This window comes from Wolbachia endosymbiont (group A) of Lasioglossum fulvicorne, from assembly GCF_964028605.1.
Taxonomy (GTDB): Bacteria; Pseudomonadota; Alphaproteobacteria; order Rickettsiales; family Anaplasmataceae; genus Wolbachia.
Map to the genome: position 1 here is coordinate 65,160 of NZ_OZ034798.1, position 12,278 is coordinate 77,437.

12 protein-coding genes and 2 pseudogenes are annotated in these 12,278 nt (G+C 35.1%); 7 read left to right on the forward strand and 7 right to left on the reverse strand.

The window, feature by feature from the left end; all coding sequences use genetic code 11:
* Positions 1-4 precede the first annotated feature (4 nt).
* Complete coding sequence (locus tag ABWU71_RS00315) at positions 5-2,662, reverse strand: ATP-dependent Clp protease ATP-binding subunit (protein WP_353284947.1); 2,658 nt, start codon at positions 2,660-2,662, stop codon at positions 5-7.
* Positions 2,663-3,130: 468 nt separating this feature from the next.
* Here ABWU71_RS00315 and ABWU71_RS00320 point away from each other — a divergent pair, with 468 nt between their 5' ends.
* The 3 genes and pseudogenes from ABWU71_RS00320 to ABWU71_RS00330 all read left to right on the forward strand — a co-directional run bounded on the left by ABWU71_RS00320 (position 3,131) and on the right by ABWU71_RS00330 (position 5,351).
* The gene (locus ABWU71_RS00320; RefSeq protein WP_353284504.1) at positions 3,131-4,159 is read left to right on the forward strand and encodes a hypothetical protein; all 1,029 of its coding nucleotides are present in this window, start codon (positions 3,131-3,133) and stop codon (positions 4,157-4,159) included.
* A gap of 33 nt (positions 4,160-4,192) precedes the next feature.
* A pseudogene (locus ABWU71_RS00325) lies at positions 4,193-4,498 on the forward strand (IS630 transposase-related protein); the annotation flags it as partial.
* Between the two features lie 60 nt (positions 4,499-4,558).
* Positions 4,559-5,351 (forward strand): IS5 family transposase gene (locus ABWU71_RS00330; RefSeq protein WP_265023453.1). Its coding sequence is split into 2 segments (ribosomal slippage): positions 4,559-4,822 and positions 4,824-5,351, totalling 792 coding nucleotides; the frame shifts between segments, so codons are not numbered across the junction.
* Between the two features lie 370 nt (positions 5,352-5,721).
* On the opposite strand, the pseudogene ABWU71_RS00335 reads toward ABWU71_RS00330, so the two are convergent.
* The 3 genes and pseudogenes from ABWU71_RS00335 to ABWU71_RS00345 all read right to left on the reverse strand — a co-directional run.
* Positions 5,722-6,128 (reverse strand): annotated as a pseudogene (locus ABWU71_RS00335) (transposase); the annotation flags it as partial.
* A gap of 19 nt (positions 6,129-6,147) precedes the next feature.
* The gene (locus tag ABWU71_RS00340; RefSeq protein ID WP_353284505.1) at positions 6,148-6,324 is read right to left on the reverse strand and encodes a hypothetical protein; all 177 of its coding nucleotides are present in this window, start codon (positions 6,322-6,324) and stop codon (positions 6,148-6,150) included.
* Positions 6,325-6,515: 191 nt separating this feature from the next.
* Positions 6,516-6,830 carry an IS630 transposase-related protein gene (locus tag ABWU71_RS00345; RefSeq protein WP_353284506.1) on the reverse strand — a complete coding sequence of 105 codons (315 nt, stop codon included), beginning with the start codon at positions 6,828-6,830 and terminating at the stop codon, positions 6,516-6,518.
* A gap of 436 nt (positions 6,831-7,266) precedes the next feature.
* Between ABWU71_RS00345 and ABWU71_RS00350 the strand changes: the two genes are divergently transcribed.
* Complete coding sequence (locus tag ABWU71_RS00350; protein ID WP_353284507.1) at positions 7,267-7,974, forward strand: pyridoxine 5'-phosphate synthase; 708 nt, start codon at positions 7,267-7,269, stop codon at positions 7,972-7,974.
* Here ABWU71_RS00350 and ABWU71_RS00355 read toward each other — a convergent pair.
* The 3 genes from ABWU71_RS00355 to rplM all read right to left on the reverse strand — a co-directional run bounded on the left by ABWU71_RS00355 (position 7,967) and on the right by rplM (position 9,349).
* Entirely contained in the window at positions 7,967-8,278 is a 312-nt protein-coding gene (locus tag ABWU71_RS00355) for an HU family DNA-binding protein (protein WP_353284508.1), read from the reverse strand. The genes ABWU71_RS00350 and ABWU71_RS00355 overlap by 8 nt on opposite strands.
* 146 nt (positions 8,279-8,424) lie before the next feature.
* Complete coding sequence (gene rpsI / locus ABWU71_RS00360) at positions 8,425-8,880, reverse strand: 30S ribosomal protein S9 (RefSeq protein WP_353284509.1); 456 nt, start codon at positions 8,878-8,880, stop codon at positions 8,425-8,427.
* Positions 8,881-8,890: 10 nt separating this feature from the next.
* Positions 8,891-9,349: a 50S ribosomal protein L13 gene (gene rplM, locus ABWU71_RS00365; protein WP_010082596.1), complete on the reverse strand. Its 459-nt coding sequence runs from the start codon at positions 9,347-9,349 to the stop codon at positions 8,891-8,893.
* Positions 9,350-9,478: 129 nt separating this feature from the next.
* On the opposite strand from rplM, the gene ABWU71_RS00370 reads away from it, so the two are divergent.
* The 3 genes from ABWU71_RS00370 to ABWU71_RS00380 all read left to right on the forward strand — a co-directional run bounded on the left by ABWU71_RS00370 (position 9,479) and on the right by ABWU71_RS00380 (position 11,964).
* On the forward strand, positions 9,479-10,714 hold the full coding sequence (locus ABWU71_RS00370; RefSeq protein ID WP_353284510.1) for a TolC family protein: 1,236 nt from the start codon (positions 9,479-9,481) through the stop codon (positions 10,712-10,714).
* Between the two features lie 19 nt (positions 10,715-10,733).
* Positions 10,734-11,309: a PopZ family protein gene (locus tag ABWU71_RS00375; RefSeq protein WP_353284511.1), complete on the forward strand. Its 576-nt coding sequence runs from the start codon at positions 10,734-10,736 to the stop codon at positions 11,307-11,309.
* A 76-nt stretch (positions 11,310-11,385) separates the two neighbouring features.
* A complete protein-coding gene (locus ABWU71_RS00380; RefSeq protein ID WP_353284512.1) occupies positions 11,386-11,964 on the forward strand; it encodes an RlmE family RNA methyltransferase in 579 nt (192 codons plus the stop codon).
* Positions 11,965-12,278 lie beyond the last annotated feature (314 nt).

Consider the following 12,278-nt stretch of genomic DNA (forward strand, 5'->3'; position numbering starts at 1 on the left):
GAACTTAAACCTTTTTAACTAAGATTTCATTATCAAGAGCGTACACTATTAGCTCATCATTTTCTACTACTTCCCCTGATAAAACTAATTTAGCTAAATTATTTTGAATACACTCTTGTATAACCCTTTTTAAGGGCCTTGCTCCATATTCAGGGTCATAGCCAGTTTGTGCTATTAGTTCTTTAGCTTCCTGCGACAAACTTATACTCAGTTTACGCTTAGCAAGTGTTTTTTGTAAATAAGAAAATTGAACATCTATAATTTTATAGATGTCATCTCTGGTTAAACTGTGGAATATAATAATTTCATCCAGCCTGTTTAAAAATTCTGGACGAAATGCTGATTTAACTATTTGCATCACTTCATTTGATCTCTCTGGTGTCATTCCAGTGCGTGACGCTGGAATCCACTTTTTTTTCTGGATCCCAGTGTCAGCTACTTGCATGACAGAGGGCTTTTCAAGAGAGCTATTTTCTTTTGCTCCTTTAAGCATTATCTCAGCACCAAGGTTAGAAGTTAAAATCAGTATGGTATTGCGAAAATCAATTAATTTGCCATGACTATCAGTGAGTCTACCCTCATCCAAGATTTGCAGCAATAGATTAAATATATCTGGATTTGCCTTCTCTATTTCATCAAACAGAATAACCTGATATGGCCTTCTTCTTACTGCTTCGGTTAATCTGCCACCCTGCTCATAGCCAACATACCCTGGAGGCGCGCCAATTAGCTTTGAAACAGAATGTTTTTCCATATATTCTGACATATCAAAACGCAGAAGCGCTGATTGATCGTCAAACAGAAATTCAGCAAGGGCTTTCGCAAGTTCGGTTTTACCAACTCCAGTTGGGCCTAAGAATAAAAATGAACCGAAAGGTCGATTATTATCTTGCACACCAGAGCGAGAGCGCCTTACTGCATTACTTATCGCTTCTATTGCATCTTTTTGCCCTATTACTCTTCTTCCTATTTCATTCTCCATGTTAAGGAGTTTTTCCTTTTCGCTGTGCATCATGTTATCAACTGGAATTCCCGTCCACTTTGAAACAATGTTTGCAATATCATCTCCTGTCACTTCTTTCTTTAAGAAACTATCAGTAACCTTTTCCTGATTTTTTAATTCATTCTCAAGCTGAGGAATCACACCATACATCAATTCCCCTGCCCTTCCTAAATTTCCACTCCGCTGAACTAATTCCAACTCTTTTCTAGCGTTATCTAATTTTTCAACTGTTTCTTGTATTCTAGCTATTTTATTCTTTTCCATCTGCCATTTACTGTTCAAGTCAGCAAATTTACTGTTTAGGTTTTCGATCTCTTCATTTATCTTTTTTAAACGCTGTTTAGAATTTTCATCACTTTCTTTTTTTAGAGCCTCTGCTTCAATCTTTAGCTGTATAACCTTTCTCTCAAGTTCATCAATAACTTCAGGCTTGCTATCCATTTCAATTCTCACCCTGCTTGCTGCTTCATCAATCAAATCAATTGCTTTATCAGGTAAAAACCTATCTGTTATATATCTATTGGACAACGTTGCAGCAGCAATTATTGCACCATCTGTAATTCTTATACCATGATGCACCTCATATCTTTCCTTCAAACCCCTGAGTATTGAAATGGTATCAGTTTCAGTTGGTTGAGAGATAAACACAGGCTGAAAACGCCTTGCAAGTGCAGGATCTTTTTCTATATGTTCACGATATTCATCTAAAGTTGTGGCTCCTATACAGCGAATTTCTCCACGCGCAAGAGCAGGCTTCAGCAGATTCGAGGCATCCATTGCACCACTTGTTGCTCCTGCTCCAACTAAAGTATGAAGCTCATCTATAAACAAGATAACTTTTCCCTCTGTTTTTGAAATTTCATTAATCACTGCTTTTAACCTTTCTTCAAATTCTCCTCTAAACTTAGTGCCAGCAATTAGTGCTCCAAGATCGAGGGCTAAGACCTTTGCATCACGCAAACCAAGTGGTACATCGTTTGCAACAATTCTATTTGCAAGCCCCTCAACTATTGCAGTTTTTCCAACACCAGGTTCACCGATCAGCACTGGATTATTTTTTGTCCGCCTCAGTGATACCTGCATAGTTCTTCTGATCTCTTCATCACGACCAATTACAGGATCAAGCTTTCCTTGCATAGCAAGCTCTGTAACATCTTTTGTATATTTCTTTGCCGCGTTTAATTTTTCCTCACTGTTTGGCGAGTCCGCACTGCTGCCTTTTCTCATTTCTGCAATAACTGAGTTCAGTTTTTGTGGAGTCACACCATTCTCTGCCAGAATTTTGCCTACAGTATCATCTTTTTGTGCAGTGAGGCCCTGCAGTAAACGCTCAACAGCAACAAATGAATCTTTACTTCTCTTTGCAATACCAATTGAATCTTCAAAAACTTTTGCTATTTCTCTTGAAAGTTGAAGGCCACCACTTCCTGGACCTTCAATTACTGGCAACTTTTTTATTGCACTATCCACAGCATCAGAAATACTTTGCACATTTCTACCACAAGCGTTTATCAAATCCTGAACTAAACCTGATTCATCCTCAAGCATCACTTTGAGTAAATGCTCAGGCATAAAAATCTGATGCCCAGCTCCCAACGCTTTCATCTGAGCACTTTGAATTAGACTTTTTGCTTTTTCGGTAAATTTATTTAAGTCCATAACACCAGTTAAATTCGTATTTGCTGATGTATATAACAACTGATTTCATAAATTTAAACCTAAAGTTGTTTATTGTTAGGTATGAAATTTAAAACTTTCTTAAAAAAGGAACTATCATAGTAACCATACAAATATCTTGTATCTCAAGACCTTTGGTTTTTGTTGCTGAAAATGGTTGTATTATTTAAGTTATTAACAATATACAATACTAAGTTAATGTAATTTATTTGGAGATGACAGGAAAATTTATTGTAACTTTATATTCTAAATAGAATAAAGTTCTTTTGTTAGTATTGTCCTTTTTGTAAAAAATATTCCTAATTTCTTCATCATTTTTGTGGGTAAGGCTGGCTAAAGTATTGACAAAATATGGATATTATTGTATATTAAAAATTACCTAGCAATAAAAATGAACTCTAATTAACGATTATAATATTTGCTAAGTTATTTTCGTAGGTATAAATTGAGGTGTGGGTTATGTATCCTGTATTCTATTATCATGAATTTAATAAGTGTGATTTGGAGAGTGATGGAGGGTCTTTGGGAAAAAAATTCAATGAGTTAATTGTAGACTTGAAGGAAAATAGAAATACAAACCTGGGGGATGTAAAGTTAATCAGTGGTAGTGGAGGCGTTAAATTTTTTCGGGCTAAGTCAAGTGATAAGGACAGACTATTATTTACAAGCATAAAGTATGATAGCAGAGGTGCTTTTGTTATTTTAGAAGTAATTCTTGATCATCGATATGATAAGTCAAAATTCTTAACACAAAAAGAAAAAATAGAAAAAATAGAAAACATAAAAATACTAAGTGAAGACAATAACGAAGTTTCTGATAGTACAGAATGTAAAGTAGAAGTTCCACAGATTTCTTGGTTAGGTAAATTTATTACTTTTAGTGCAAAGCAAGAAGAAATAGCTAAAAGTGCTGATGATCTACCTTTAGTTGTTAGTGGGTCTGCTGGTAGTGGAAAGACATCAGTTGCTCTGGAAAAGCTTAGAAAGATAGAAGAGAAATTTCAGGAAGGAAAGATTTTATATATCACCCAGTCCGAAAGCCTCATAAAAAAATCAAAAGAATTGTATGCATATGAATATTATGATCAAGCTGAAGATAAATTAAAGATTGGTGTTCCAGAACAAATTGAGTTCTTATCTGTTCATACATTTCTTGAAAAAATAACAAAGTGTGTAGAGGGAAAAAAGCCAATTAATGGAAGTGTATTCTTTTCGTGGTTTGAAGACATATGTAAGAAAAAGAATTTTTGTGATCACAAAAAAGACGGAGATAAAATACTCGAAGAATTTGTAGCAGTAATAGCTGGAAGAAGCTTAACAAAAGAAAAATATAAAGAGTTAGGGAATAGACAAGCTGTATTTCCTCAAGGGGGAGAAAGAGGCAAGATCTATGCTCTTTTCGAAGAATATAAGAAATTTATAAAAGAAAATTCAGAGTATTATGATACTATAGCTCTTTTCATAGAAGTCCGGATGTGATAAGATAAGGATAGACGATGATAAGGAGGTTGAGTGCCAGCAGCATATAGTTATGACTTAAGGAAAAAAGCAATGGAAGCGCTAGAGGAGGGAGGAAGCAGAAAAACAGTGGCAGCAAGATTTAAAATTGGACGAACTACTTTATGCGAGTGGCAGCAAAGAAGAAAAGAAACAGGAGACTTTCAATCAAAAAAACTTGGAAATGGAGGTTACAATCACAAAATTACCGACTGGGATGCCTTTGCTAAATTTGCCAGAGAAAACGGAGGAAAGACTCTGTCGGAAATGGCTAAACTTTGGGGCAACGTTAGTATCCAAACGATCCACCGAGCTCTCAGAACCTGTACATGATCTCAAGAAAGGAATAAACTAAGAGATAATATATATAAGTTAGGATATATGAGGAGTTTATACCCAAGTGATATAAGTCGGGAAAGATTTGAGATTATGTTACCAGATCTAGAGTCCTGTAGAAAAAAAACAAAACCAAGGAAACTTGATTTGTATGATGTATTTTGTGGAGTGTTATACGTTCTGAAAAGCGGTTGTCAGTGGAGAATGCTACCAAAAGAGTTTCCAAAATGGCGCAATTGTTACGACTATTTTAAGAAGTGGAGTGAAAAACCAGATGCAGATAAAGAAAGTGTTCTGGAGCTGGTGTTAAAAAAAAATAGTTGGCGTGGTCCGACAAAACAATGGTCGGAAAGAAAAAACCAGCTTCTGCATAATTGATGCACAGAGTGTAAAAAATGCAGATACTGCTGAAGAAAAAGGCTATGATGCAGGCAAAAAGATTTCAGGAATAAAACGCCATATTGCAGTAGATACGCAAGGTTTGCCCCATGCAATTTATATAACAACAGCAGAGATAACTGACCGTAGCAGTGCTGTGAGAATGGTCGAAAATGCAAAAGAAAACCTCTCGGGAGTTAAAAATGTACTGGTTGATGCAGGCTATACTGGAGAGAATTTTGCAACTCAAATAAAAACGATTATTGGTGCAACCGTTGAAGTGATAAAAAGAAATGAATTACATTCCTTTGTTGTATTGCCCAAAAGATGGGTTGTGGAGCGATCTTTTGCTTGGTTAGAAAAATGTAGAAGATTGTGGAAAAATTGTGAGCGAAAACTCAATACTAGCCTACAAATGGTCGTTCTGGCTTTCACTGCCTTACTTCTGAAAAGATTATGAACAGGCTCTTAGATATTAATAATATATTTTCTAAAACTTCTGATTTAAAACGCTGAGACATTCGCTGCCACAGTTGATATGGTTTGCATGGCATAATAATTTATACTCCTTTGCTAAAGAAACAAATTCGTATAATGACGCTCGTGTTAACTTGCTGGTGAGAAAATCTTGCTTACTGGCTAAATTAGTAGCAGAAAACGGAATACGCAGAATGATGTTATTACGATAAATAACAAATACATTACCACCACAATGAGCTCTTGAACTGATAGAGGATATAGGAAAAGTTCTACCAAATAGCGGATGTGTTGGATCTGTAACTATAATCTCGTTAGTGACTTGATTATTGAATGGGGTATTAAGGTGATTGATCGTAAATCTTCTCTACATGCGATGCTATATCTCTGTATCCCATACCACTGGCAAATGTGCTCAAAATCTTCGTTTCAAGCTCTGGTTTGTTTGCCTTTTTTTGACTATTTGGTGTTCAAAGCTTCCCTCCCTATCTCTAGGCGTCAAAAGCTCAAATGAACCTGCACTTGTCCGTAAAGTCTTTCCATTTCTCCCATTTCTTCGATTATTCTCTTCACTTTCAGCTAATAAGTGATTTTCTATTTCACCTTCCGAACTTGCCTCCAGCAGCTTTTTTATAAATGGTGTGAATGCTCCATCCCTTCCTGTCAACGGCCTTCCTTCTCGTATAGACGACAGAATGTTTGTTTCTAATTCTTTATAATCTACCAATCCGGTAGTTCTGTTTACTACCTTCTGACTCATTGTCAAACCTCCATTTTTTTTATATCAATTTATTACTTTTTTTTCGGTTTGACACACTTTTTTGAACATTCCCGGGAGTTTTATGGGATGTAGCATTATCCATAACTATGGTTGTATCACGCTGTAATTGTGGAAGTAATCTTCGCTCTAACCATACATTAAATATATCTTTATTACACCCTCCTGTGAAGGTCATTGGTGCAATAAACTTCTCATCCACCTATTATACTCACTCTTTCCCGCTTTTTTCCTGGAACATCAGCATATATTTTTTCTCCTCTTGGAGCTCGTGCATATTCTCGGTATAGTCTATCATCAACTCCTGCTTCATCTATATATAAAATGCTACAGTGGTCTATTTTTGAGACTTTATCGATAAATTGCTGCCTATCTTCTTGATTGCGCTCTTGATAGAATGTGACTTTTTTTAAAGGTTATTTTTAGCTGTCTTAATCTATACCAAATTGCGCTTATCCCAAAGCCAAGGTTTTGTTTCATTTCTGCTAGTGTGTGATCTGGGTGTTTTTTGACATATTCTTTGAGTATTTCTGGATCTATTTTTCGAATAAAACCAGTACTTTTTACCGCTTTGAGACCTTGGCCAGTAGCTTTCTTTTTTAGCCATCTATATAGTGTTGCTATCCCTATCTCAAAAACCTCTGCAACTTCAACCTTTGACTTTCCTTTTTCTACCAAAGACACTGCTTTTTCCCTTAAATCTACACTATATACCATCGCTTTCCCTACTTTAAAAAAACATATTATACCTTTATCATTCGCTTTTGAAAATACTATAGTTATTCACTATCCATTTTTTAAGTTGGCGTTTTTTGATGTTTTAAATAGCGTATTTCAGCTTGTATAGGTAAAAACCTAGAAATTTGATAAAGACATGAGGTGCATATAGTGCAAAAAATTAAGCATGATTTACGCCAAATACATTAAGTTTTTTTGTCATTAATCCACTGCAAAGATTGCGAAGATAAATAAGTAGCTTCAGTTTCATGATAAGGGGGCTGGCGAAGGGTGTCAAGTAACTTCTAGCCCCGTCTCTTGGCTATGGTATTGCTAATCAAACAATGACTATGCAAAAAACCTAATAACATGTATAATCTATAAATAATTTCTGAGGTAGATTGTGAAACTAGGTGTTAATATCGATCACGTTGCAACCCTCCGCAACGCACGCGGAACTTCTTATCCAGATCCATTGAAAGCAGCAGAAATAGCCATTGACGCTGGAGCAGACTTTATTACTGTACACTTACGAGAAGATAGAAGGCATATTAGAGATGAAGACGTATTTAACCTAAAAAAAAGCATTAGCACTGAGCTAAATCTTGAAATTGCAGCCACGGAAGAAATGCTTGAAATAGCAAAAAAGGTAAAACCCTATTCAATTTGTATAGTACCAGAAAAAAGAGAAGAATTAACAACCGAAGGTGGCCTGGATATCGTTAATATGTACAGCAAACTTTCTAGTATAATAGAGGAAATGCGTAGCTCCAGCATAAAAGTCTCGCTGTTTATCGATCCAAATATTGATCAACTAAAATATCTTGAAAAGCTAGAGACAAAACCTGACATAATAGAAATTCACACAGGGGATTACTGTGATAATCCATCAGAGAAAAAGTTGCAGTTAATTACTAATGCTGCAGAGTACGTCAATAAATTAGGAATAGAATGCCACGCAGGACATGGCATAACTTATAAACACGCTAAGAAGATGACAAGAATACCTCACATCTCAGCTCTTAACATAGGCCACTATTTAATTAGCGAAGCTGTATTTTACGGCTTACACAGCGTAGTAAAAACAATGAAAATGACAATGTCTAACTAACTGCTGCTTTTTCCTTCTCATTTAAAATACTTAAAAGAGTTTGGCTTGCTTTAAATTTTACCCTTGTCTTTTCAGGAACAGTCATGATCTCACCATTTTGGGGGTTACGACATTGTTTCTCCTGACTTACAGCAGTAGAAAATGTTCCTATCCCATGCAAACGTATTTCACCTTTCCCATGTAGCTCATTCTTTATTATTTTAATAAACGCATCATGAATCTTGCTCAAATCAGATTTTGTTATATCTATATTCTGACTAGAACAATCTTCTTTTAATTGTTTTATTATATCTTCTTTACTCATAAATTACCTTAATATTGAAAAAATCACACAAATAGCATATTATGTTGACACCGATAGTCAACTAAATTCATCACAAAAATAGAGGATATCATACACTTTTGCAAATATTTGTATAATACTTACAAAAAAACACCCCTATAAAATAACTATCTCTTAGAAAATTGACACTTTTTCCGAGCTTTATGTTGACCATATTTCTTACGTTCAACAACACGTGAATCTCTAGTTAAGAACCCACCATTACGTAATATAGAATGCAAATCTTGGCTTACACTACTTAAAGCTCTGCTTATTCCATGAGCTAGAGCACCTGCTTGACCAGATAGCCCTCCACCTTTTACAGTTGCAAATACATCGTATTTATCCAATGTGGAAGTTGCAACAAATGGCATTTTCACTATTTGGCACACCGACTCTCTTTTAAAATAAGAAATTAGATCGCCTTTTTTGTTAACACTAAATTTTCCACTCCCCGGCTTTATCCATACTCTTGCTACAGATTCTTTTCTTCGACCTGTAGCATATAAACGACCAAGCGAATCAACTACTGATTTAATTGTCTTTTCTGACCAATCATTGTTATTTATTGTAGAACTCTTCATTTTTACTCCATTACTTTTTATTTTTACGATTCAAAGAGGCAAAATCTATCTTTTCAGGTTGCTGTCCTTGATGCTTATGCTCTGAACCAGAATAAACATACAAATTTTCAAAGCGTCTACGTGCCATAGGCCCATCATCAAGCATCCTTTTCACTGCCATTTCTATTACACGCTCAGGAAATTTGCCATTTAAAATATTATCTGGAGTAGTTTTCTTCAAACCACCAGAATAACCTGTATGCTTATAGTAAATTTTATCTTTAAGCTTCTTCCCGGTAAAATGCACCTTTTCTGCATTGATAATAATTACATTATCGCCACAATCCATATGAGGTGTATACTCAGGTTTATGCTTTCCACGTAATAGTGTCGCTACAAATGCTGCAAGCCTCCCTACCACTAATCCTTCTGCATCTATGACAAACCACTTTTTATTGATTTGTTTCTCTTTTAAGAAAAAAGTCTTCATTATTTGATCCAACAATAGTAAGCTATGATATACTTAATTCCTCAATAGTGTCAACAATATTAGTTATTGATTATTAAAGTAATTTATGTTAGTAATTGAGCTGCGCAACCAATATGCGTAGGAATTAGGATGTTTCGATTGATTATCACACTTGCGATCATTTTTAGTACTATAAGTTGCTATGCAACCGATGTGGGAGAAGTGATAAGCAAAGCCATCAAAAATAGCTCAAAAATAAAGTCTCAATTTTACCAATATAAAAGCGCAGAAAAACACTATAAATCCTCTGGGTTAGCTGGATTTTTACCTGACATTAGTTTGCAGTACAATTTTGATAGTAATTTTAATCTTTATAATCAACCTAATTTACCTGGAAAACGCCTGATATTAAGCCAAAGGATAATAGATGGAGGTGGCACCTTTGCCACATTCAGTCGATCAAGTTATCTTCTCAAAGCAGAAAAGATGCGATTTCAACAGTTTAAACAAGAGCTTGCACTTAATGCTGTGAAAGCATATGTTGGTGTTTTACAAAAGACAGAAATATTAAAGCTCAGAGAACATAAAGAACGCGTTTCTTTGGAACATTTGTCAGCTATGAAAAAACGCTTTTCCCTTGGAGAGGTAACCAATGCTGAAGTTTCGTTAGCAAAAGCAAAATTCTCGTCTTCCATATCCGAAAGAGTTGATGCTGAAGGTAAATTAAAGTTGGCAAATATTGCTTATTATCATTTAATTGGCGAAGATGCTGATGACCTTTCTGAAGCTAATGATAAACTACCTTCTGTTCCAGAGCTAAATGAATGTTTACAGTTAGCAAAAACCAATAATTTATCTTTAAAAGCAGCAGTTTATCAAAAAAGAGCAGCCGGAATGGAAGTGATTGCTGAAAGCTCCAAGTGGCTTCCTTCTTTAAATCTAAGCGCAAGCAAAAATTTTGGGAAGGATGGTATAAAGTTAGACAACCCATTAGAAAATGTTCATGTAGTTTTTACTCTTGATGTTCCAATCTTTAAAAGGGGAATTAATGCTTTTGGTGTCAGTAAAGCTAAAATGGATGCAAAAAAATCTACCTACGATTATTATGAAACGGTAAAAAATATAGAACAAGCAGTTGTAAATGCTTGGAATAATGTGTTGACAGCAAAGGCCATTATCAAAGCAAGTCAAGAAGCGGAAAAAGCAGCATCTCTAGCATTGGAAGGAGTTGAGCAAGAGGTCAACTTAAATTTAAAGAGTACATCTGACCTTTTGGACACTGAAGATGCATTATTTAAAGCACGTTCAGACTTAGTTGAAGCAAAAAGCAATTATGTGATTAGTGTTTACAACTTGCTTTTTATGATAAATAGTATAAACCTCTAAATTTAATGGTGTTAGCACTATGCATGATGAACAAGGCAATCAATCTGTAAAAGATATCCTAGAAGATATAAAAAAAGCTATATCTGGTAAAAACGCGAGTAACGATAAAGCAGAAATAAAGGATGAAAATGATAATGTGTCATACCTTGAGGAAGAGTATCCAGAAGACATGGAAGAAGATGGCAAAAAAGAAAATAGTGAAAAAGAGGACATTGATAATGATAACCAAAGCGAGGAAATGGCTTGCAACAATAACCAATTTAATGGCCATAGCTACAATTCAGAAGAAAAAAAAGATATTTATTTGTACGATAATATCCAAATGAGTGATAACAAAGCGAGCAATAGCGGCTTACAAGCGCAAAATAACGATCATCTAATCTTAAAAGAGAATATGGAAGAGATCAAAGCGTTGCTTGGAAAAATGCAAAACGAATTGCAGCATAAACAACAAAAAAAAGCGAACCTTACTGTTGAAGAGTTAGTTACATCTCTTTTAAAACCTCAGCTCTCAGAATGGCTAAATAAATATCTACATGCACTGGTAAAAGAAGTAGTTGAAAAAGAGCTTAAAGATATAATCAATAATAAGTAGGGTATTAGCAATAAAAACTAGAGTAAAGACGGCTAGAGGCAGAAAACTATCTTCAACAAGGTGGCTACATCGTCATTTGAATGATCAGTATGTGCAAAAAACTAGCAAGGATGGTTATAGGTCACGCTCAGCATATAAGCTGGTAGAAATGGATAACAAATTTAAATTATTCCAAGAAGGGCAAAAAATTATTGATCTTGGTGCTTTTCCTGGTGGATGGTCACAAGTCGCGTCTCAGAAAGGTGCAAATGTGGTTGCTCTTGACATAAAACCAATGAACGCAATTGATGGAGTAGAGTTTATACAATGCGATATTATCAATGGGCTTGAAGTTTTAAGAGAAAAATTCAAGGATCAAAAATTTGATGTAATTTTATCTGACATGGCCCCCGAATCTTGTGGTTTAAAATCGTTGGATCATATCAGAATTATGCTTTTATGTGAGGCAGCGCTCAATTTTGCAAAGCATTTCTTGAGTCATGGTGGCACGTTTGTAGTAAAAATTTTCCAAGGAGAATCTGATAAAGATTTTTGTAACGAGCTAAAAAAAATGTTTAAAACAGTAAAATACTTTAAACCAAAGTCAAGTAGATCTGAATCTACAGAAATGTATTTGGTAAGTTTAGGCTTTATTGGCAGCAGACTTTCTATATAATATTAATCCAGGTAGCCCGCAGAAAAGAAAAAACTTCCTTGACAAACTCCGCCAGCTCCCTTATCATGAAACTGAAGCTATTTTATTTAACTTCCCAATCTGTGCAGATTAAAACGACAAGAAAACTTGTATTTGGCGTACTATGCTTAATTTTTTGCACTATGTGTACCTTATGTCTTTATCAAATTTCTAGGTTTTTACCTATATAAGCTGAAACGCGCTTACAAAGCGTTCAAGACATCACCCAACGTCAAATTTTAAAATAGAGAGTGAATAACTAGCTACTGCGGGTTTTCTATGCCTTTTTTTTCATT

Bases quoted from the DNA above. Each gene is read 5' to 3' on its own strand.
- ABWU71_RS00315 (WP_353284947.1), bottom strand. From the start codon at position 2,662: ATGGACTTAAATAAATTTACCGAAAAAGCAAAAAGTCTAATTCAAAGT.
- ABWU71_RS00340 (WP_353284505.1), bottom strand. From the start codon at position 6,324: ATGACCTTCACAGGAGGGTGTAATAAAGATATATTTAATGTATGGTTA.
- ABWU71_RS00355 (WP_353284508.1), bottom strand. From the start codon at position 8,278: ATGAGTAAAGAAGATATAATAAAACAATTAAAAGAAGATTGTTCTAGT.
- rpsI (WP_353284509.1), bottom strand. From the start codon at position 8,880: ATGAAGAGTTCTACAATAAATAACAATGATTGGTCAGAAAAGACAATT.
- rplM (WP_010082596.1), bottom strand. From the start codon at position 9,349: ATGAAGACTTTTTTCTTAAAAGAGAAACAAATCAATAAAAAGTGGTTT.
- ABWU71_RS00370 (WP_353284510.1), top strand. From the start codon at position 9,479: ATGTTTCGATTGATTATCACACTTGCGATCATTTTTAGTACTATAAGT.
- ABWU71_RS00375 (WP_353284511.1), top strand. From the start codon at position 10,734: ATGCATGATGAACAAGGCAATCAATCTGTAAAAGATATCCTAGAAGAT.